This is a genomic window from Azospirillum cavernae (genome assembly GCF_003590795.1).
Lineage (GTDB): Bacteria > Pseudomonadota > Alphaproteobacteria > Azospirillales > Azospirillaceae > Azospirillum > Azospirillum cavernae.
In genome coordinates, this window is record NZ_QYUL01000001.1 from 2,296,229 (window position 1) to 2,316,470 (window position 20,242).

The following is a 20,242-nucleotide window of genomic DNA, read 5'->3' on the forward strand; positions in this document are numbered from 1 at the left end:
TTGATCGGCTGGGGTCAAGAGTGGGGACGCGTTCGCCGTCTGGCAATGGCCCTGATCGCAACAATCAGAAGCAACAGCGGCTTTTACGCCGCCGTCTGCTCCACCAAAATCCCGTCGCGCATTTCCAGGATGCGGTCCATCCGGCGGGCCAACTCCATGTTGTGGGTCGCCACCAGCGCCCCGACCCGCGCCTGACGGACGATGGCGGTCAGCATGGCGAAGACATGATCCGCCGTGTGAGGATCGAGGTTGCCGGTCGGCTCGTCGGCGATCAGCAAGGACGGGGCGTTGGCCAACGCGCGGGCGATGGCGACGCGCTGCTGCTCGCCGCCGGACAGGCGGGCCGGGCGGTGGCTGCCCCGCGCGTCCAGCCCGACCATGTGCAGCAGTTCATCGGCCCGCTGCTTGGCCAGCCGTTTGGACACGCCCGCGATCATCTGCGGCAGCACGATGTTTTCCTGCGCCGAGAATTCCGGCAACAGATGGTGAAACTGGTAGACGAAACCGATGGAGCGCCGCCGCACCTCGGTGCGTTTGCCGTCGTCGAAATCCGACACGTCGGCCCCGGCGATGCGGACGACGCCCTCGGTCGGGCGCTCCAGCAGGCCGGCGATTTGCAGCAGGGTTGATTTGCCCGCCCCCGACGGGCCGACCAGCGCCACCAACTCGCCCGGTTGCACCGCCAGATCGGCGCCGCGCAGCACCTCCAGCACCGCGCCGCCCTGCTCAAAGCGGCGGACGATTCCCGTCATCTCCAACATGGCGTCACTCATAGCGCAGGGCCTCCACCGGATCGAGCCGGGCGGCGCGCCAGGACGGATAGATCGTCGCGGCGAAGGACAGGCCCAGCGCCATCACCGTCACCTGCGTCACCTCGCTCCAGTCAATCTTGGCGGGCAGTTGCGACAGGAAATAGATCTCGGCGGAAAACAGGTTGGTGCCGGTCAGCCCCTGGATCGCCTGCCGGATGGTCTCGATGTTCAACGCGAAGGACACGCCCAGCCCCAGACCAAGCAAGGTTCCCGTCACCCCGATGCTGGCCCCGGAGAGGAAAAAGATCCGCATAATCATGCCCCGCGTCGCCCCCATGGTGCGCAGGATGGCGATGTCGCGCCCCTTGTCCTTCACCAGCATGATGAGGCTGGAGATGATGTTGAAGGCGGCCACCATGATGATGAGCGACAGGATCAGGAACATCACGTTCCGCTCCACCTGAAGGGCGGTGAAGAAGCTGGAGTTCGACTGCTGCCAATCGACCACCCGCCCCGACCCGGCGACCACCGACTGCACGGCGTCGCGCGCCGCCCGGATCTGCACGGGATCCTGAACGAACACCTCCAACGACGTCACCGCGTCGCCGGTGCGGAAGAAGGCCTGCGCCTCCTCCAACGGCAAGAAAATGAAGCTGTTGTCATACTCATACATGCCGATGTCGAAGATCGCGCCGATGGGGTAGCTGCGCATCCGTGGCACGGTGCCAAAGGCGGTGACGTTGCCTTGCGGCGCGATCAGCGTGATCGAATCGCCGACCGACAGGCCCAACCGCTGCGCCATCCGCGCGCCAACCGCGACGCGATCCTCGCCAAACTCCTCCGCTGAACCACGCACCACGCCGCGCGCCAACGTCGGGCGCGCCCGAAAATCCTCGGGCCGCACCCCACGCACCACCGCGCCCGAAGCGATTCCGCGCACCGAAACCAGCGCTTGGCCCTCCACCGTCGGCGTCACGTTGGTGACGCCGGGCGTCTCGCGCAGACGGTTGGTCAGAATGTCGAAGTCGGGCAACGGCCCGCCCCGAACGTTGTAGACGTTGAGATGCCCGTTTAGCCCCAGCACCCGGCCCAGCAATTCGGCGCGGAAGCCGTTCATCACCGACATGACGATGATGAGCGTCGCCACCCCCAGCGCGATGCCGAGCAGCGAGAACCCCGCGATGACCGAAATGAACCCCTCCTGGCGTCGCGCCCGGAGGTAACGCATCGCGACCATGCGTTCAAAAGCGTTGAAGATCATGCGGTATACCCGGCGGCCAACAGGCAGGAAAAAACGGCGGTGAAGATCGTGCTTCACCGCCGGGAAGATAGGACAGCTTGCCGCCGCGCGCAAAGGCTGGCTTCTGGAACCGGACATTGTCACCCGATTTCCATCACCTCGGCAAAAGACGCGATCCTGAAAACCCCGCTGGGGCTGTTGGACACATTGATTCGAAGCTGCACCGCCACAGCTCCAGCCATCGTGCTCACGATGGCGTGGTTGACCGGCTGTGATGTCCACGGGGTTGTGTTGGTTCCGGGGATGTGCTGCGCCTCAGTCCCGATCCATGTCCCTGCGGTCACGTCGTACCAGGAGGTCCGGGCGCCCGCGTTGCCGGTGGAAAAGGACCAGGACAAGGCCGACATCAGACGAAACGTCCGGCCTTGAGGCAAGGTGATCGTGTAAGCGGAGATCCCAAGATTCCCCCCCGTCACCGTGTCAAACCGAATCGGACCGTTTACCCCCAGACCGACTGTTTGGTCTACCGACAGACCATAACTTCCCCAGGACTTTACGACCGGAAGCGGTTGGGCGACCGCGCGCAAGCCCATGTCACTCGCCTTCGCCGGTGGTGACGTCGAGAAGCGTGCCGCCGCTGACGCCGACGCCGGTCAAAAAGGCGTTGTCCTTGCGATCAAAGATTTCAACGGTGCGGGCCATGATGGTCAGCGTGTTGGCCGTGGTCGACGCGAAAGACTGGGTGAACTTGATCCGAGCGTCCGACGGGCCGAGGTTGGCGATCCGAACATTGCGGCCAACGCTGGGCAAGGCGTAGGTGCCCGCGCTCGCCGCCGCAAGGGTAAGGCGCTGATTCTCGATGGGGGAAAAGGCAAAGGTCATGACAGTGTCTCCCGTTCCTGGATTGCGTCGCCTTCCCAGCGTGCGACAGAATATTTCCAATCACACGCATGAAAAAACCTTAGGAAGCGTGCCCGAGAGGAGGGGCGCCGTCAAGCATTTTGGGTAAATATGCCTTTGAAAGGATATTATTACCACTACCGATACGCGAACAATCGACGACCCAAACGAAGGTTATGGATCGCGTCAGGCCAATCGTCATAGTCCGCCGCCGACTCAGAAAAAAAGCGCCGGGTTTCCCCGGCGCTTCGCGTCATCCCAAAATGGACGCTGTTCAGGCGGTCAGCTTGGCCAACGCCGCGTCGACCGACAGCTCTTCCTTCACGCCGGTGGCGCGGCGCTTCAACTCGACCACGCCGGACTTCAGGCCGCGCGGGCCGACCACCAACTGCCACGGCACGCCAATCAGGTCCATGTCGGCGAATTTGGCGCCCGGACGTTCGTCGCGGTCGTCGTAGGCGACGTCCAGACCGGCGGCCTGGAGCTTGCCGTACAGATCCAGGCAAACGCGATCCGTCTCGGAATCGCCGACCTTCAGATTGATGAGGCCGACGTTGAAGGGAGCGACCGAGTCCGGCCAGATGATGCCGTTGTCGTCGTGGCTGGCCTCGATGATCGCGCCCATCAGGCGCGACACGCCAATGCCGTAGGATCCCATTTCGACCGGGATCGACTCGCCGTTCGGCCCCGCGACCACGGCGTTCATCGGCTTGGAGTATTTGGTGCCGAAGTTAAAAATGTGGCCGACTTCGATGCCGCGCGCCGACACCAGATCGGCCTCGCCCACCGGGCAGTTCGCCGCGTCGTGCTTCTCGTCCGTCGCCGCGTAGATCGCCGTCGTCGCGTCGAAGAAGGGTTGCAGATCGTCGTCGAAGCCCGGCGCGTTCTTCAGAACGTCCAGATCCATCCAATCCTTGTGGCAGAACACGCCGCTTTCGCCGGTTTCGGCCAGAATGATGAACTCGTGGCTGAGATCGCCGCCGATTGGGCCAGTGTCGGCGCGCATCGGGATCGCCTTCAAGCCCAGACGGGCGAAGGTGCGCAGATACGCCAGGAACATCTTCTGATAGGACCGGCGGGCGCTGGCCGGATCGATGTCGAAGGAATAGGCGTCCTTCATCAGGAACTCGCGGCCCCGCATGATGCCGAAGCGCGGGCGGATCTCGTCACGGAACTTCCACTGGATGTGGTAGAGGTTCAGCGGCAACTGACGGTAGCTTTTGACGAAGGTGCGGAAGATGTCGGTGATCATCTCCTCGTTCGTCGGGCCGAACAGCATGTCGCGGTCGTGGCGGTCGGTGATGCGCAGCATCTCCTTGCCGTAATCGTCGTAGCGACCGCTTTCGCGCCACAGATCCGCCGACTGGATGGTCGGCATCAGCAATTCCTGGGCGCCCGCCGCGTTCTGCTCCTCGCGGACGATCTGCTCGATCTTCTTCAGCACCCGATGGCCCAGCGGCAGCCACGCGTAAATCCCGGCGCTGGTCTGGCGGATCATCCCGGCCCGCAGCATCAGGCGGTGGGAGACGATCTGCGCCTCGGTCGGGGTCTCCTTGAGGGTCGGCATGAAGAAGCTGGACAGCCGCATGGCTCTGCTCTCGTGTACAAGGTTCGGAGTCGCGCGGGCCGTCGGGTCCGCAACGCTGGTCGGGAAGGCGACTTTAGGTAGGACGCCCTCGCTTGTCCACTGCGGCGCGACCGGAAAGGCGCGGGTCAACGCCCCCGGCACAGCGCGACGAGTTCGGCCTCCGACGCGCCGCCCAAGGGTTGGCCGTTCAACAGCAGCCGCCCGCCGTCCAGCGTCATCCGGCCAATCTCCATGGCGCCGGGCAACCCAGCCGTTGGCAGCCCGGCGGTGGGAAGCTTCACCCCCAGGCGGCGCGCCAGATCCAGCGTCAACGGAATCTCGAAACGTTCGGTGGACAGGCTTGATCCCGCCGACCCCGGCAGATCGGCGGGGGCCACCGCCCGCCCCTTGACGTCCACCCCTGGCTTGTAGGCGACGTCCGGGGCCGGTTGATGGCGGGTGAGCGCGCGGCACAGCGCCGGATCGACGGTTGCCCGCCCCTGCTGAGCCTGGGCCGCGCCGCACAGGACCAAAAGGCCCGCCCCCACCATCAAGCCCACGCGCGTCATCGCCGTTCCTTCACAGGGTGTGGGTTTGCTGAACCACCACCGGATTCGACATGGTTTTCCAGTAAACCGTCAAATAGGGCATGCCCTTTTCCGCCTCTTCCTGGGTACGGGCGGATTGGCGGATGTATTTGCCGATGAAGGGCTTGTTCACATGCTCCAAATCCACGGCGGCCTTCAGCACCAGAAACTCGCCGATCTTGTCGGGCAAATTGTAATGCCACTTCTGCAAGCATTCCGACGTGACGCCGGGTTTGGCCTGCTCTTTCTCCGACAGATAGAATTCCTGGTGGTGATACTGGCTGATCTCCTTCCAGGCCTGGGCCAGACGCCCCGGTTTGACGCGCGGCATGCCTTTGAGGATGCGGACGTCGTCATGGAACAGCGGCAGAAATCCCCGCCGGTCAGCCAACTCGGTCAGCATGCTGTGCAGCCCGGCCATCACGATTTCGCCGTCCTCCGTTGACCGCTGATCCTTCTTCGGCTGAGACTTTCGACCAAACAGGCTGCTGAAGAAGCCCTTTTTTTCCTTGTTGGCGCCGCCGCCGGAATCGGCGCTGACCTTGCGTTCGTCCCACAGCGAATCCCAGGCGAAATCCCAGGCGGTGAACACGCCGTTGGAACGGTCGTCCAGCACCGTCAACAAATACTCCCGCCCTTCGCGTTTCCAATCGACGTCACCAACAATCGCCCGAACCGGACGACGGCTGAGAACAACCGGGAGAATGCCGACACGAACCAAATCGGCGTAAAATTCAACGAAGGATGGCGTCTGGATAAATGGCAATTTCGAGCATGGCTGTAGCTCTGGGGCCAGAAGCTCCATGCATTTTTTGGTTCGCTCCAACAGCTCGGTCGCCAAAACCGCAGCGAACTGGTCAAAGCGCTCGTTCTCGTTCGCGGCCATGAACGCCTCGACTGTCCTTCCTTCCGCGCCTGAGCGTGGTTGCTGCTCGCCCGGCTCCGCCGGTCACGTGCTAACCATGTGGTAATCGAAGCAACATTACCAAGTAAACCGTTAACGTTTTCTGCAACGCAAACGGAAAGGAACCAACCGTTGAATTCGTGGGGAATTGACCGGAAACGGACAAAAAAAGACCGCGCGGCGGATGCGGCGCGGCCTTTTGAGTTTAGGGAGGAATCGCCACCAGGCGTCGGACAAGAGGAAACATCGCTATTCCCTCCAATCACATGTGAAACTGTGAACCTGCACTGCCGGGTTGGCAAGATGAAAAGACAGGCAGATCGGCGCTGTGCCTAATATTTTTGCGATTCTGCCGACGCATTGATCGAATGATGAAAAGCACCGCAGCGTATTGCCTGAATTTCAATCAATCGAATCCGCCCTGTCTCGCGTCCGCCGCCAAATCCCGTTGGCCGACCGCGATTCAAGGTCCCCACCGCAAACCCTGCGGTCGGTCATAGGAGCAGGCGGCGCGCCGCCTCGGCGACGGCGTCCGCGATGGCCGTAAAAATCTGGGAGTGACCGCTCACATGTCCTTGATCATGTCGCGGAAGGACACCAAGCCGGACTGGCCGATGGCGTAGATCACCAGCCAGATCACCAAGGCGACCACGGACGTCGCCACGACTTTTTGCAACATGCGTGGTTCGACAGGGGCGCTGGACGCCATGCCGGGTTCGGGGTTGTCCGGTGTGCGAACGCCCCAAGGCAGCACCGCGAACAGCGCCACCCACCAGACCACGATGTAGACGAAAATGCCCGAGATCCAGCCGTCCATCGCGCGCCCCTTATTCGTTCAGGCCTCAGGCCTGTTCCAATTCCACCAGCGTGCCGCAGAAATCCTTCGGATGCAGGAACAGCACCGGCTTGTTGTGAGCGCCGATCTTCGGCTCCCCATCGCCCAGCACCCGCGCGCCCTGCGCCTTCAACTGGTCGCGCGCGGTCAGAATGTCATCCACCTCATAGCAAATATGATGGATGCCGCCCGACGCGTTCTTTTCCAGGAAGGGCGCGATGGGCGATTTTTCGCCGAAGGGATGCAACAGCTCAATCTTGGTGTTCGGCAGGGTGACGAACACCACCGTCACGCCATGCGCCGCCAGATCGACCGGGGCCGACACGGCGGCCCCCAGCGTGTCGCGGTAGAGGGCGGTGGCCGCCGAAAGGTCGGGAACGACGATGGCGACGTGGTTCAATTTTCCGATCATGGTGTCCTCACAAGCTCGTGGCCGCAGGCGGCGGGCCGCTAAACGCGGACCAAATGAACATCCGTGACCGGCTTCTTGCCATGAGACGCATTGAAGCAGCGGCGCACGGCGATGCGCGCCGCCTCCTTCACCTGGGCGTCGTCGGCGCGCGCGGTCTTCGACAAACCGGCCACCGCCTCGCGCACCGCGTCCACGACGTCGAGCAGCATGTCGCGGTCGGCCACCTCGTCGATCAGCCCCATCACCGCCACCTGCGGAGCCGTGACCAACTCGCCGCGCGCCGTCATCACCAGCGTGACCACCGAGGCGCCGTTGTTCACCATGCGGCTGCGCGTGCGCATCATGCCGTTGTCGAGCGGGATCAAGCGCTTGCCGTCCAACGCCATGCGGCCCGAGCGGACATGGGCGACGACGCGGGCCGGGCCGTCGGGGCCAAGCCGGATCAGCTCGCCATTCGCCGGAACGATCTGGTCGGGGATTTGGCAATCCTGCGCCAAGGCCGCGTGCGCCTGCTGGTGGCGCTGCTCGCCATGGACCGGCACGGCGATGCGCGGGCGCACCCACTGGTACATGCGCACCAACTCGTCACGCGCCGGATGGCCGGAAACGTGGATCGCCTCCTCGTCCGCCGTCACCAGCTCGATGCCTTGCGTCACCAACTGATTCTGCATCCGCCCGATGGCGCGTTCGTTGCCGGGAATCTCGCGCGAGGAGAAGACGACGACGTCGCCGCGCGACAGGGTGATTTGCGGATGATCGTTCCCGGCGATGCGGGCGAGCGCAGAGCGCGGCTCCCCCTGGCTGCCGGTGCAGATCAGCACCAGCTTTTCGCGCGGCAGATAGCCCGCGTCATGCTCCGACAGGAATTTCGGCACGTCCTTCAGATAGCCGTTGGCCCGCGCGGCGTCGTTGATCCGCCACAGCGACCGCCCGACCAGCGCCACATGCCGGTCATGGGCCGCCGCCGCCACCGCGATGCTTTCCAGCCGGGCGACGTTGGTGGCGAAGCAGCTGACCGCCACCCGCACATTCGGGTAACGCCCAATCAGATCGGTCAGGCTGGCCCGCACCGTCGCTTCCGACCCGGTCCAGCCGGGCACCAGCGCGTTTGTGCTGTCGCCGACCAGGGCCAACACCCCTTCGTCTCCAATTTCGCGCAACCGCTTTTCGTCGGCCACCGTGCCGATCAACGGATCGGGATCCAGCTTCCAATCGCCGGTGTGCACCACCGTCCCCGCCGAGGTGCGGATGGCGAGCGCGTTCGGCTCCGGGATCGAATGCGTCATGGTGACGTATTCCACCGCGAAGGGACCAGCCTCCAGCGACCCGCCAAGCGGGATTTCGTGGATCGGCACGACGCCGCTCAAGCCCCGCTCGTGCAGCTTGGCGCGCAGAACCGACGCGGTGAAGGGCGTGCAATAGACCGGGCAGCGCAATTCCGGCCACAGATACTGAACCGCGCCGAGATGATCCTCGTGCGCGTGCGTCACCACCAGACCGACCAAATCCTCCCGCCGCTCCACGATGAAGCTGGGATCGGGCATGATGACGTCCAACCCCGGCATGGTGTCGTCGGCGAAGGAAATGCCGAGATCGACCATCAGCCACTTGCCGCGATGGCCGTAGAGGTTGAGGTTCATCCCGATTTCGCCGGAACCGCCGAGCGCCAGGAAATAAAGCGCGTCATCCTCCGGAACGAAGGGGTCCGCCGGACTCTTGGATGCACCGGCGGCTGCCTGGGAGGATTGGGTCATTTGCTCATGTTGCGCTTGTGGATCAGAAGGAGACCGCGAAGCGTCAGCTCGCCGTCAGTGTGTTCGATGACATGGGTCGCCTTGGCGAAAAGAACAGCCAATCCGCCGGTGGCGATCACCGTCATCGGGGCGCCATATTCGGCGCGAATTCGGGCAACCAGCCCTTCGATGAGGCCGACATAGCCCCAGAAGATGCCGGATTGCATGCAGGCGATGGTGTTTTTGCCGATCACCTCGGCGGGCGGCTGGATTTCCACGCGCGGCAGCTTCGACGCCGCCTTCTGCAAGGCCTCCAGCGACAGGTTCAGGCCGGGCGCGATGACGCCGCCACAATAATTGCCCTCGGCGTCCACCACGTCGAAGGTGGTCGCCGTGCCGAAATCAATGACGATCAGCGGAGTCTTGTAGGTCGCCGCCGCCGCCACCGTGTTGACCAGCCGGTCGGCCCCGACCTCTTCCGGGCGGTCCACCAGGGCCTTGGTCCCCAGATCAACCTCGGGCTGGCCGACGATCACCGGCTCGCAGCCGAAATGATCCTTGCACAGCCGCTTCAGGTTGAAGGTGGCCCCCGGAACGACGCTGGCGATGACCGCGCCGTGGATGTCCACCGGCTTCAGCCCCTTCAGCGCCATCAGATGGGTCAGCCACACCATATATTCGTCGGACGTGCGCTTGGGATCGGTCGCGGTGCGCCAGATGCCGCGCTGGCGGTCGCCGTCATAAATGGCGAACACCACATTCGTGTTTCCGGCGTCGATGGCGAGCAACATGGCGAACGTCCGTTTCAGGCTGCGGGCGGTTGAGGGAAAAACACGTCGCCAGCGGTGATCCGCTGGCGGGGGCCACCATCCTGTGGATCAAGCAACAGAACGCCGTCGCTGTCCAGATCCACGAAGACACCGGAGATTGTGCGGTCGGCCAGACGAACCAGAATCGGGTCGCCCAAGCCGCGCGCGCGCTCCAGCCAAGCCGCCCGGATCGGGGCGAAGCCGAACTCCAGCCACCGCTCGTACCAGACGGCCAAATGTTCGGCATAAATTTCCAGCAAGGCCGACGGCGCCAGAACCGGCGCGCCCTCGGCTATCAAGGAGGTCGCGGCGTAATCCGACGTCTCCGGAAAATGGCGCAAATTGACGCCAACCCCCAACACCACCCAGGACACCAGCCCGGACGGCGTCGGTTCCGACTCCAGAAGAATCCCGGACAGTTTGCGCCCATGGATCAGAACGTCGTTCGGCCATTTGCAGCGGACGCCCGACGGATCGGGCAACACCGCCTCCGCCGTCTCGGCGATCGCCAGAGCGGCGACAAAGGAAATCTGCGCGGCGTCGGCGGGCAAGCGGTTGGGCCGCAGGATGATGGAGCTGTAGAGGTTGCCCTCCGGCGAGGTCCAGGCGCGACCGCGCCGACCGCGCCCACCCTCCTGACGCCGCGCCCAGACAACAGTCCCCTCCCCGGCCCCCGAACGCGCCAAAGCCTTCGCTTCGTCGTTCGTGCTGCCGACGGAGTCGAAGGCCTTGATGCGGAAGCCGGGAGGCAGACGCAAGCGCGCCGCCTCCGCTTCGTTTGAACCACCGCTCATCCGGGAATCATCACCCGGCGAACAGCGCGGCCGCCGCAGCAGCGGCGCCGTTCAGGATCGGGGCCGGAGCCACGAAGAACAGCAGCGTGAACAGGCTGGTGACGACCAGGATGCCGGTCATGCCGTCATCCTCGACCTTGTCCACCACCACCAGCGGCTCGTCGAAATACATGATCTTGACGATGCGCAGGTAGTAGAAGGCGCCGACCACGCTGGTCAGCACGCCGATGACGGCCAGCGTGTAATCCTGCACCTCGATGGCGGCCAGGAAGACATAGAGCTTGCCGAAGAAACCGGCCATCGGCGGGATGCCGGCCATGGAGAACATGAAGATCGCCATGGTCGCCGCCAACATCGGGTTGGTCTTCGACAACCCCGAGAAGTCCTTGATCTGCTCCAGCATCAGGCCCTTGGCCTTCATGCTGAGAATGACGGCGAAGGCGCCGATGTTCATGGCGACGTAGAGCGCCATGTAGATCAACACGCCGCGCACGCCGTCCTGGTTGCCCGCCGCCAGACCGACCATCGCGTAACCGACATGGCCGATGGAGCTGTAGGCCATCAGACGCTTGATGTTGGTCTGCATGATCGCGGCGAAGGAGCCGATGAGCATCGACAGCACGGCGGTGGCGACCAGAACCTGATGCCACTGGGCGGTGAGATGACCGAACGGCTCGATCAGAACGCGGGTGAGCAGCGCGATGGCGGCGACCTTGGGGGCGGCGGCGAAGAAGGCCGTCACCGGGGTCGGCGCGCCTTCATAGACGTCCGGCGCCCACATGTGGAACGGGGCCGCCGACACCTTGAAGGCCAAGCCCGTCAGCACGAAGACCAAGCCGATGACCACCCCCGGCGACGCGTGGGCGCCACCGGCGAACAGAGCGGCGATCTTGTCGAAGGAGGTCGTCCCGGCGAAGCCGTAGAGCAGCGAGGCGCCGTACAGCAGCATGCCCGACGACAGCGCGCCGAGAACGAAATACTTCAAACCGGCTTCCGACGACTTCGCGCTGTCGCGGCGGAAGGCCGCGATGACGTACAGCGCCAAGCTCTGCGTCTCCAGACCGACATAGAGAGAGATGAGATCGTTGGCCGAAATCATCATCAGCATGCCAAGCGTGGCGAACAGCATGAGCACCGGATACTCAAACCGCGCCATCTGCTCCCGCTCGTTGAAGCCGAGCGAGAGGATGACGGACAGCGCCGCCGAAACCAGAACCAGCACCTTCATGAAGACGCCGAAGGCGTCCATCACGAACATACCGTTGAAGGTGACGACGCGGCCCGCGCCATAGCCCATCGCCAGAATGGCGGCGAGCAGCATGACGACCACGGTCAGATAGGACACGGGGCGGGTGAACCCGTCGCCGCGAAAAACGCCGATCAGCAGCAGAGCCATCCCCGCAACCGCGAGGAAGATCTCCGGCAGGGCCGGCCAGATGTCGGGAAACACTGCGGTCATGTCGAAGAACCCCTTAGCGCGCGGCGACCGACACGCCGGACGCGGCGTGCGACGCGGCCAGCTTGGTCTGGTAGGTCTGGATCAGATGCTCGACCGACGCCGAGGTCACGTTCAGGAAGCTGCTCGGGTAAACGCCCATCCACAGAACCACGGCGACCAGCGGCACGAAGATGGCGACCTCGCGGGCATTGAGGTCGAACATCGCCTTGACGTCCGGCTTCACCAGCTTGCCATAGACGACGCGGCGGTAGAGCCACAGCGCGTAGGCGGCGCCCAGCACCATGCCCGTCGCGGCCAGCGCGGCGACCCAGGTGTTGTCGCGGAAGACGCCCAGCAGAACCAAGAATTCGCCGACGAAACCAGCGGTGCCGGGCAAGCCGACCGAGGCCATGGTCATGAACAGGAAGATCACGGCGTATTTCGGCATGTTCTTCACCAGACCGCCGTAACGGGCGATCTCGCGGGTGTGCAGCCGATCATAGACGACGCCGACGCAGAGGAAGAGCGCGCCCGAGACGACGCCGTGCGACAGCATCTGGAACACGGAACCCTCGATGCCCTGCTGATTCAGCGCGAACATGCCGATGGTGACGAAGCCCATATGCGCGACCGACGAATAGGCGATCAGCTTCTTCATGTCCTCCTGCGCCAGCGCGACCAGCGAGGTGTAGATCACGGCGATGACCGACAGGGTGTAGATCAGCGGCGTGAAATACTCGGTCGCTTCCGGCAGGATCGGAATGTTGAAGCGCAGGAAACCGTAACCGCCCATCTTCAGCAGCACGCCGGCCAGAATGACCGAACCGGCGGTCGGCGCCTCGACGTGGGCGTCGGGCAACCAGGTGTGCACCGGCCACATCGGCACCTTCACGGCGAAGGAGGCGAAGAAGGCCAGCCACAGCCAGAGCTGCATGTTGCGCGGGAACTGGGTCGCGGTGATCGTCGGGATGTCGGTGGTGCCCGCCACATAATACATGGCCAGGATGGCCAGCAGCATCAGGACGGAACCGAGCAGCGTGTAGAGGAAGAATTTGAACGCCGCGTAGACGCGACGCCCGCCGCCCCAGATCCCGATGATGAGGAACATCGGGATCAGCACGCCCTCGAAGAACATGTAGAAGAGAACGAAATCCAGCGCGCAGAACATCCCGATCATCAGGGTTTCCAGCGCGAGGAAGGCGATCATGTACTCCTTGACCCGCATCTGCACCGATTCCCAGCTCGCCAGGACGCACATGGGCATCAGGAAGCCGGACAGGACGACGAACAGCACCGAAATGCCGTCGACGCCCATGTGATAGGTGATGCCGAAATCCGGGATCCACGGCGCCTTCTCGACCAACTGGTAGCCGGGATTGCGCGGGTCGAAGTTGATCCAAATGAACAGCGTCAGCACGAAGGTGACGAGTGTCGTCCACAGCGCGATGTAGCGGACGTTCCGCACCACATCCGGCGACGTGCCCCTGCAAAACAGCAGGATCAACGCCACACCGACGAGCGGCAGGAAGGTCGTGAACGACAGGAGCGGCCAGCTAGCCATTTTTGTAGTTCCCCCTCAACCGCTCAACCGAACACGGAAAGCCAAGCGATCAGCAGAACGACGCCGATCACCATGGCAAACGCGTAATGATAGACATACCCCGACTGCAACCGGCTGGCGCGGCCCGCGATGTCGCGGGTGGCCGCCGCGACCCCATCGGGGCCGACGCCGTCGATCAGCGCGCCGTCGCCCGACTTCCACAGACCATAGCCCAGGGCCTTGGCCGGGCGGACGAACAGCGCGTCGTACAACTCGTCGAAGTACCACTTGTTGTACAGGAACTGGTGCAGCCCCTTGAACAGCCGCGCGAAGGTCGCGGGCAGGCTCGGGATCTGGATGTAAGCGATGTAGGCGGCGGCGATGCCGATCAAACCGACGACCAGCGGCGCAATCCCGACCCAACCGGGCAGATGATGGTGCGCGGCCTCGATGCTGTCATGCTCATGCAGCGCCAGGATGGCCTTGCCCCAGAACTCCGCCCGGTCATGACCGATGAACCACTGGTGGAAACCGATGCCGGCGAACAGCGCGCCCAGCGCCAGAACCCCCAGAGGGATCAGCATGGTGATCGGCGATTCATGAGCGTGGTCATAGACCGACTTCTCCATGCGCGGCTTGCCATGGAAGGTCATGAACAGCAGACGCCAGGAGTAGAAGGCCGTCAGCAGAGCGGCGGCGATGCCCAGCGCGAAGGCGAAGCGACCGACCGGGCTGCCCGAGGCGTAGGCCGCCTCCAGGATCATGTCCTTGGAATAGAAACCGGCGAAGAAAGGCAGACCGGCGAGCGCCAGATTGCCAATCCACATCACCGCGTAGGTGAAGGGGATCTTGCGCCAGACGCCGCCCATCTTCCGCATGTCCTGCTCGTGATGCAGGGCGTGGATGACCGAACCGGCGCCCAAGAACAGCAGGGCCTTGAAGAAGGCGTGCGTGAACAGGTGGAACATCGCCGCGCCGTAGGCCGAGACGCCCACCGCGAAGAACATGTAGCCAAGCTGGCTCATCGTCGAATAGGCGATGACCCGCTTGATGTCGAACTGAGTGAAACCGATGGTCGCCGCGACGAACGCGGTCAAACCGCCGACCACCGCCACGATTTCCAACGCCGACGGCGCGTATTCAAAGACCGGCGACAGGCGGCACAGCATGAACACGCCCGCCGTCACCATGGTGGCGGCGTGGATGAGCGCCGACACCGGGGTCGGGCCTTCCATCGCGTCCGGCAACCAGGTGTGCAGGCCAAGCTGCGCCGACTTGCCCATCGCGCCCATGAACAGCAGCAGGCAGGCGATGGTCAGGCCGTTGAAGTCCCAGCTCAGGAAATGGAACGTCACCCCGGTGATGGTCGGAGCCTTGGCGAAGATCGCGTCGAACTGGACGGAGCCGGTCAGCACGAAGATCGCGAAGATGCCGAGCGCAAAACCGAAATCGCCGACCCGGTTGACCAGGAAGGCCTTGATCGCGGCGGCGTTGGCCGAGGGCTTCTCGTACCAGAAATTGATGAGCAGGTAGGACGCCAGACCGACGCCTTCCCAACCGAAGAACATCTGCACGAGGTTGTCCGCCGTCACCAGCATCAGCATGGCGAAGGTGAACAGCGACAGATAGCCCATGAAGCGCGGCTTCTGCGGGTCTTCGGCCATGTAGCCGACGGAGTAGACATGCACGCAGGCCGACACGGTGTTGACCACCACCAGCATAACGGCGGTGAGCTGATCGACGCGCAGCGCCCACGACACATCCAGACCGCCGCTGCGGATCCAGGTCGCCAGCTCGATGGTGCGCGGATGCCCGCCGACGGCGACGTCGAAGAACAGCAGCCAGGACAGGAACGCCGAGAGCAGCACGGCGCCCGACGTGACGAACTGCGCCGCGCGGTCGCCCGATGTGGGCGGCGGCGCCACGGCGTGATGGTCGTCGTGACCATCGTCGTGCGCGTCATCATGATGCGCGTGGTCGTCATGACCATGCGCGTGGTGATCGTGACCGTGGTCATGACCATGCCCGTGACCGGCAGCCGACGGCGTGGCCTTCGGCCCGCCGAACAGCGCGATCGATCCGGCGATGAGGAACGCCAGAAGCGGGAGGAATACGACAAGCACTTCCATGGCGCCGCCTCAGCCCTTCATCATGTTGATGTCTTCGACTCGGATCGAGCCACGGTTGCGGAAGTAGACCACCAGGATGGCCAAACCGATGGCCGCCTCGGCGGCGGCCACAGTCAGGATGATCATGGCGAAGATCTGACCGACCAGATCGTGCAGATGCGTGGAGAAGGCGACCAGATTGAGGTTCACCGCCAACAGCATCATTTCGATCGACATCAGGATGACGATGACGTTCTTCCGGTTCAGGAAGATCCCCAAGACACCCAGAGTGAAGACGATGGCCGAGACCGTCAGATAATGCCCGAGACCGATCTCCATGATTACACGCCCTCCCCGGACGAAACCTTGCGGATGGCGACCACCTCGTCCCGACGACGGGCGAGTTGATCGCCAATGTTCTGCTTCCGCACACCCTCGCGATGACGCAGCGTCAGCACGATGGCGCCGATCATGGCGATCAGCAGGACGATGCCGCAGGCTTGGAACAGATAGACATACTGGGTGTACATCAACTGGCCCAAAGCCTGGGTGTTCGTCACCGACGTGATCGCCGGAGTCGGCGCGGCGGCGAGCTTTTCAACGCCCGGCGCGACGATCCAGCCGCCGACGACGGCGGCCAGTTCGGCCAGCAGGATCAAGCCGATCAAACCACCCAGCGGCAGCACCTCAAGAGCGCCCTGCCGCAGCTCGCGGAAATTGATGTCCAGCATCATCACCACGAACAGGAACAGCACCGCGACCGCGCCGACATAGACGATGATCAGGATCATCGCGATGAATTCGGCGCCCATCAGCAGGCACAGACCCGCCGCCTGGAAAAAGGCGAGGATGAGATACAAAACGGAGTGAACGGGATTCCGCGACGAGATGACCATCACACCGGAGGCCACCAGCAGCGCGGCGAACACGTAAAAGGCGATGCCTTGCAGTATCATCGAATTTCTCGCTTCCGCTTACCGGTATGGAGCCTCGGCCGCGAGGTTCTGGGCAATCTCCGCCTCCCAGCGGTCGCCGTTCGCCAGCAGCTTCTGCTTGTTGTAGAAAAGCTCTTCACGATTCTCGGTGGAGAACTCGAAGTTCGGCCCCATGACCACCGCGTCCACCGGGCAGGCCTCTTGGCAGAGACCGCAGTAGATGCATTTGGTCATGTCGATGTCGTAGCGCGTCGTCCGGCGGCTGCCGTCGTCGCGCGGTTCGGCTTCGATGGTGATGGCCAGCGCCGGGCACACCGCCTCGCAGAGTTTGCAGGCGATGCACCGCTCCTCGCCGTTCGCGTAGCGGCGCAGCACATGCTCGCCACGGAAGCGGGAGCTGATCGGCCCCTTCTCATACGGGTAGTTCAGCGTGACCGTTGGCTTGAACATATAGCTGAAGGTCAGCGCAAGGCCGCTCACCAACTCGGTCAGGAACAGGCTGCGCGCCGCGCGGTCGAGGAACGCCATGGCCTCTTCGTCTCCTTCCTTGCCGACGGGCCGCGATGGGCGCGTCGGCATCTTCAACGACATTCAGTGATGGGCTTGATCGGACGGCTTACTTGGGCAGCCAGCCGAACGTCACCAGCACACCGGCGGTCAGAACGACCCAGAACAGCGAGAATGGCAGGAAAACCTTCCACCCCAACCGCATCAGTTGGTCATAGCGGTAGCGCGGCATGGTGGCGCGAACCCACACGAACGTGAACAGACACGCCGCGATCTTCAACGCGAACCAGACGATGCCCGGCACCCAGGTGAAGGGCGCGAAGGGCAAGGGCGACAGCCAACCACCCAGGAACAGGATGCTGGTCATCGCGCTCATCAGGATCATGTTGGCGTATTCGCCGAGGAAGAAGAGCGCGAAGGGGGCCGAGCTGTATTCCACCATGAAACCGGCGACCAGCTCCGACTCGCCTTCCGGCAAATCGAAGGGCGAACGGTTCGTCTCAGCCAGGGCCGAGATGAAGAACATGATGAACATCGGGAACAGCGGGATCGCGAACCAAACCTTCTCCTGCGCGTGCACGATGGCTGTCAGGTTGAGCGAGCCGACGCAGAGCAGGACGCTGATGATGATGAGGCCCATCGAGACCTCGTAGGACACCATCTGCGCCGCCGAACGCAGCGCGCCGAGGAAGGCGTAGCGCGAGTTCGACGCCCAGCCCGCCATGACGATGCCGTAGACGCCGAGCGACGAGATCGCGAAGAGGTACAAGACGCCGACGTTGATGTTCGACAGCACGACGCCGTAATCGAACGGGATGACCGCCCAGGCGACCAGCGCCAGGAAGAAGGTTATCATCGGAGCGATGTAGAAGACGACGCGGTTGGCGCCCTCGGGCAGGATCTGCTCCTTGGCGAACAGCTTCAGGCCGTCGGCGAAGGGTTGCAGCAGACCGAAGGGACCGACCAGCGACGGCCCTTGGCGAAGCTGCATCGCGCCCATGATCTTGCGTTCGGCGTAGGTCATGAAGGCCACCGCGACCAGCAAGGGCACGGTGATCGCCAGGATCTTCAGAACCATGATGATGAGCGGCAGCAGGAAGCCGCTAAAGAACTCAGCCATGGGTGCCAGTCCTCTCCTGAGCCGGGCCGACCAGCGCTTCCACGCAGTTGGCCATCGTCACCGACGCCCGGCTGATCGGGTCGGTCATGTAGAAGTTGGTGATCGGCGACACGAAGGGCGCCGAGTCAACCGGCCCTTGCGCGCCGAACGGCGACCAGGTCGCGGGCGTCATCTGGCCGACCGCCGCGAAGATCGGGTTCGCCGCGATCAGACGCTGGCGCAGTTGCGTCTGCGTGTCGAAGGGCAACGTGGCGCCCAGCGCTTCCGACAGGGCGCGCAGGATCTTCCAATCCTCGCGCGCTTCGCCGGGCGGGAAGGCCGCCAGACGGGCGAGCTGCGGACGGCCTTCAGTGTTGACGTAGACCGCGTTCTTTTCGGTGTAGGCGGCGCCCGGCAGGATCACGTCGGCGCGGTGCGCCCCGGCGTCGCCATGGTGCCCCTGATAGACCACGAAGGCCTTGCCCAGCTTGGCCGTGTCAATCTCGTCGGCGCCCAGCAGATAGACGACGTCAATCTCGCCCTTGCTCGCCCCGTCGAGGATGCCGTGCAGGTCGCGACCGCCCGGACCCGGCAGGAAGCCGGTCTCGATGCCGCCCACGCGCCCAGCGGCGGTGTGCAGCACGTTGAAGCCGCTCCAATCGTCGCGGAACATGCCATAGACTTCGCCGGTGATGCGGGCGGCGGCCTGAACGGCCAGTCCATCGGCGCGTTGGAACGCGCCCATGCCGACGATCATCAGCGGGTTCTTGGCGTTGCGCAGCGTCTCGGAGAAGGGGTGCGAGCCGTCGGTGAGCTGCTGGAGCGTCTCCGGCCCCGTCCCGATATGGGCGTAGGGATAGGTCAGATCCTTTTGCTCGCCGATCAACGCGATCTTGACCTGACCGGCCAGATAGCGCTTGCGGATGCGAGCGTTGACCAGCGTGCCTTCCCAGCGCGGGTTGGTGCCGACCAGCAGGATGACGTCCGCCTTTTCGATCCCGGCGATGCCGGAATTGAACAGATAGCCCGCGCGCACCGAGGTGTCGAAACGCGCGCCGTCCTGGCGGCAATCCAGGTTGGTCGATCCCAGACGGCCCATCAGCTCCTTCAGAGCGAATTGGGCCTCCACGTCGGCCAGATCGCCGGAGATCGCGGCGACGCGGTTGCCCGCCACGCCCTTGACCTTGTCGGCGATGGCGGCGAAGGCGTCGGCCCAGCTCACCGCGACCAGCTTGCCGTTCTTGCGCACATAGGGACGGTCGAGGCGCTGGCGCTTCAGCCCGTCATAGGCGTAGCGGCTCTTGTCGCTCAGCCATTCCTCGTTGATGTCGTCGTTGACGCGCGGGAGTACGCGCATCACCTCGGCCCCGCGCGAGTCGACGCGGATGTTCGAGCCGACGGCGTCGAGCACATCGATGGTCTCGGTCTTGCGCAGCTCCCAGGGCCGCGCCGTGAAGGCGTAGGGCTTGTGGGTCAGCGCGCCGACCGGACAGACGTCGGCGAGGTTGCCCGACAATTCCGACCCGATGGCCTTTTCAACGAAGGTGGTGATCTCCATATGCTCGCCACGGTACACGGCGCCCACGTCGGGGACGCCGGCCACTTCGTTGATGAAGCGGACGCAGCGGGTGCAATGGATGCAACGGGTCATGATGGTCTTGATGACCGGACCCATATATTTGTCTTGGACCGCGCGCTTGTTTTCCAGGTAGCGGCCCCGGTCGAAGCCATAGGCCATGGCCTGGTCCTGCAAATCGCACTCGCCGCCCTGATCGCAGATCGGGCAATCCAGCGGGTGGTTGATGAGCAGGAACTCCATGACGCCCTTGCGGGCCTTCAGCACGGTTTCGCTGTTGGTCTTGACGACCATTCCGTCGCCGCAGGGCATGGCGCAGGACGCGACCGGCTTGGGCGCGCGCTCCATCTCCACCAGACACATGCGGCAGTTGGCCGGCACGCTGAGGCGTTCGTGGTAGCAGAAGCGCGGAATCTCGATCCCAAGCTGTTCGCAAGCCTGGAGGATGGAGGTGCCCGGCTCGACCTCGATCTCGATCCCGTCGATGGTAAGTTTCGGCATGGGAA

Annotated in this window: 20 protein-coding genes; all 20 read right to left on the reverse strand. The window is 63.8% G+C overall.

What is annotated here, in order from left to right; genetic code table 11:
- Positions 1–83 precede the first annotated feature (83 nt).
- Positions 84–773, reverse strand: coding sequence for an ABC transporter ATP-binding protein (locus D3877_RS10650; RefSeq protein ID WP_119830553.1), 690 nt, complete (start codon positions 771–773; stop codon positions 84–86).
- Positions 766–2,013 carry a lipoprotein-releasing ABC transporter permease subunit gene (locus tag D3877_RS10655; RefSeq protein ID WP_119830554.1) on the reverse strand — a complete coding sequence of 416 codons (1,248 nt, stop codon included), beginning with the start codon at positions 2,011–2,013 and terminating at the stop codon, positions 766–768. Before D3877_RS10655 ends, D3877_RS10650 begins: the two co-directional genes overlap by 8 nt.
- Before the next feature lie 119 nt (positions 2,014–2,132).
- Complete coding sequence (locus tag D3877_RS10660; protein ID WP_119830555.1) at positions 2,133–2,585, reverse strand: hypothetical protein; 453 nt, start codon at positions 2,583–2,585, stop codon at positions 2,133–2,135.
- Position 2,586: 1 nt separating this feature from the next.
- Positions 2,587–2,874, reverse strand: coding sequence for a hypothetical protein (locus D3877_RS10665; protein ID WP_119830556.1), 288 nt, complete (start codon positions 2,872–2,874; stop codon positions 2,587–2,589).
- Positions 2,875–3,166: 292 nt separating this feature from the next.
- The gene (gene proS, locus D3877_RS10670) at positions 3,167–4,480 is read right to left on the reverse strand and encodes a proline--tRNA ligase (RefSeq protein WP_119830557.1); all 1,314 of its coding nucleotides are present in this window, start codon (positions 4,478–4,480) and stop codon (positions 3,167–3,169) included.
- Positions 4,481–4,605: 125 nt separating this feature from the next.
- Positions 4,606–5,028 (reverse strand): hypothetical protein, encoded by a 423-nt coding sequence (locus D3877_RS10675; RefSeq protein ID WP_119830558.1) that lies wholly within the window; start codon positions 5,026–5,028, stop codon positions 4,606–4,608.
- Between the two features lie 10 nt (positions 5,029–5,038).
- Positions 5,039–5,932, reverse strand: a complete 894-nt coding sequence (locus tag D3877_RS10680) for a hypothetical protein (protein ID WP_119830559.1) — start codon at positions 5,930–5,932, stop codon at positions 5,039–5,041.
- A 583-nt stretch (positions 5,933–6,515) separates the two neighbouring features.
- The gene (locus D3877_RS10685) at positions 6,516–6,767 is read right to left on the reverse strand and encodes a DUF1467 family protein (RefSeq protein WP_119830560.1); all 252 of its coding nucleotides are present in this window, start codon (positions 6,765–6,767) and stop codon (positions 6,516–6,518) included.
- A 25-nt stretch (positions 6,768–6,792) separates the two neighbouring features.
- Positions 6,793–7,197: a methylmalonyl-CoA epimerase gene (gene mce / locus D3877_RS10690; protein ID WP_119830561.1), complete on the reverse strand. Its 405-nt coding sequence runs from the start codon at positions 7,195–7,197 to the stop codon at positions 6,793–6,795.
- A 38-nt stretch (positions 7,198–7,235) separates the two neighbouring features.
- Positions 7,236–8,951, reverse strand: coding sequence for a ribonuclease J (locus D3877_RS10695; RefSeq protein ID WP_119830562.1), 1,716 nt, complete (start codon positions 8,949–8,951; stop codon positions 7,236–7,238).
- On the reverse strand, positions 8,948–9,721 hold the full coding sequence (locus tag D3877_RS10700) for a type III pantothenate kinase (RefSeq protein WP_119830563.1): 774 nt from the start codon (positions 9,719–9,721) through the stop codon (positions 8,948–8,950). Before D3877_RS10700 ends, D3877_RS10695 begins: the two co-directional genes overlap by 4 nt.
- 14 nt (positions 9,722–9,735) lie before the next feature.
- The gene (locus tag D3877_RS10705; RefSeq protein ID WP_119830564.1) at positions 9,736–10,533 is read right to left on the reverse strand and encodes a biotin--[acetyl-CoA-carboxylase] ligase; all 798 of its coding nucleotides are present in this window, start codon (positions 10,531–10,533) and stop codon (positions 9,736–9,738) included.
- Positions 10,534–10,543: 10 nt separating this feature from the next.
- Positions 10,544–11,992, reverse strand: a complete 1,449-nt coding sequence (gene nuoN / locus D3877_RS10710) for an NADH-quinone oxidoreductase subunit NuoN (RefSeq protein ID WP_119830565.1) — start codon at positions 11,990–11,992, stop codon at positions 10,544–10,546.
- Between the two features lie 13 nt (positions 11,993–12,005).
- Positions 12,006–13,532 (reverse strand): NADH-quinone oxidoreductase subunit M, encoded by a 1,527-nt coding sequence (locus D3877_RS10715; protein WP_119830566.1) that lies wholly within the window; start codon positions 13,530–13,532, stop codon positions 12,006–12,008.
- 23 nt (positions 13,533–13,555) lie between these two features.
- A complete protein-coding gene (gene nuoL, locus D3877_RS10720; RefSeq protein ID WP_119830567.1) occupies positions 13,556–15,640 on the reverse strand; it encodes an NADH-quinone oxidoreductase subunit L in 2,085 nt (694 codons plus the stop codon).
- A gap of 9 nt (positions 15,641–15,649) precedes the next feature.
- Entirely contained in the window at positions 15,650–15,958 is a 309-nt protein-coding gene (gene nuoK / locus D3877_RS10725) for an NADH-quinone oxidoreductase subunit NuoK (protein WP_119830568.1), read from the reverse strand.
- Between the two features lie 2 nt (positions 15,959–15,960).
- Positions 15,961–16,575 carry an NADH-quinone oxidoreductase subunit J gene (locus D3877_RS10730; RefSeq protein ID WP_119830569.1) on the reverse strand — a complete coding sequence of 205 codons (615 nt, stop codon included), beginning with the start codon at positions 16,573–16,575 and terminating at the stop codon, positions 15,961–15,963.
- Positions 16,576–16,593: 18 nt separating this feature from the next.
- A complete protein-coding gene (gene nuoI, locus D3877_RS10735; RefSeq protein ID WP_119830920.1) occupies positions 16,594–17,082 on the reverse strand; it encodes an NADH-quinone oxidoreductase subunit NuoI in 489 nt (162 codons plus the stop codon).
- 88 nt (positions 17,083–17,170) lie between these two features.
- The gene (nuoH, locus tag D3877_RS10740) at positions 17,171–18,181 is read right to left on the reverse strand and encodes an NADH-quinone oxidoreductase subunit NuoH (RefSeq protein ID WP_119830570.1); all 1,011 of its coding nucleotides are present in this window, start codon (positions 18,179–18,181) and stop codon (positions 17,171–17,173) included.
- Complete coding sequence (nuoG, locus tag D3877_RS10745) at positions 18,174–20,237, reverse strand: NADH-quinone oxidoreductase subunit NuoG (RefSeq protein WP_119830571.1); 2,064 nt, start codon at positions 20,235–20,237, stop codon at positions 18,174–18,176. Before nuoG ends, nuoH begins: the two co-directional genes overlap by 8 nt.
- Between the last annotated feature and the right edge of the window lie 5 nt (positions 20,238–20,242).

Bases quoted from the DNA above. Each gene is read 5' to 3' on its own strand.
- D3877_RS10705 (WP_119830564.1), bottom strand. From the start codon at position 10,533: ATGAGCGGTGGTTCAAACGAAGCGGAGGCGGCGCGCTTGCGTCTGCCT.
- D3877_RS10695 (WP_119830562.1), bottom strand. From the start codon at position 8,951: ATGACCCAATCCTCCCAGGCAGCCGCCGGTGCATCCAAGAGTCCGGCG.
- D3877_RS10700 (WP_119830563.1), bottom strand. From the start codon at position 9,721: ATGTTGCTCGCCATCGACGCCGGAAACACGAATGTGGTGTTCGCCATT.
- D3877_RS10680 (WP_119830559.1), bottom strand. From the start codon at position 5,932: ATGGCCGCGAACGAGAACGAGCGCTTTGACCAGTTCGCTGCGGTTTTG.
- nuoN (WP_119830565.1), bottom strand. From the start codon at position 11,992: ATGACCGCAGTGTTTCCCGACATCTGGCCGGCCCTGCCGGAGATCTTC.
- D3877_RS10685 (WP_119830560.1), bottom strand. From the start codon at position 6,767: ATGGACGGCTGGATCTCGGGCATTTTCGTCTACATCGTGGTCTGGTGG.
- D3877_RS10675 (WP_119830558.1), bottom strand. From the start codon at position 5,028: ATGACGCGCGTGGGCTTGATGGTGGGGGCGGGCCTTTTGGTCCTGTGC.
- mce (WP_119830561.1), bottom strand. From the start codon at position 7,197: ATGATCGGAAAATTGAACCACGTCGCCATCGTCGTTCCCGACCTTTCG.
- D3877_RS10715 (WP_119830566.1), bottom strand. From the start codon at position 13,532: ATGGCTAGCTGGCCGCTCCTGTCGTTCACGACCTTCCTGCCGCTCGTC.
- nuoG (WP_119830571.1), bottom strand. From the start codon at position 20,237: ATGCCGAAACTTACCATCGACGGGATCGAGATCGAGGTCGAGCCGGGC.
- nuoI (WP_119830920.1), bottom strand. From the start codon at position 17,082: ATGGCGTTCCTCGACCGCGCGGCGCGCAGCCTGTTCCTGACCGAGTTG.
- nuoK (WP_119830568.1), bottom strand. From the start codon at position 15,958: ATGGAGATCGGTCTCGGGCATTATCTGACGGTCTCGGCCATCGTCTTC.
- nuoL (WP_119830567.1), bottom strand. From the start codon at position 15,640: ATGGAAGTGCTTGTCGTATTCCTCCCGCTTCTGGCGTTCCTCATCGCC.
- D3877_RS10730 (WP_119830569.1), bottom strand. From the start codon at position 16,575: ATGATACTGCAAGGCATCGCCTTTTACGTGTTCGCCGCGCTGCTGGTG.
- D3877_RS10655 (WP_119830554.1), bottom strand. From the start codon at position 2,013: ATGATCTTCAACGCTTTTGAACGCATGGTCGCGATGCGTTACCTCCGG.
- D3877_RS10665 (WP_119830556.1), bottom strand. From the start codon at position 2,874: ATGACCTTTGCCTTTTCCCCCATCGAGAATCAGCGCCTTACCCTTGCG.
- nuoH (WP_119830570.1), bottom strand. From the start codon at position 18,181: ATGGCTGAGTTCTTTAGCGGCTTCCTGCTGCCGCTCATCATCATGGTT.
- proS (WP_119830557.1), bottom strand. From the start codon at position 4,480: ATGCGGCTGTCCAGCTTCTTCATGCCGACCCTCAAGGAGACCCCGACC.
- D3877_RS10660 (WP_119830555.1), bottom strand. From the start codon at position 2,585: ATGGGCTTGCGCGCGGTCGCCCAACCGCTTCCGGTCGTAAAGTCCTGG.
- D3877_RS10650 (WP_119830553.1), bottom strand. From the start codon at position 773: ATGAGTGACGCCATGTTGGAGATGACGGGAATCGTCCGCCGCTTTGAG.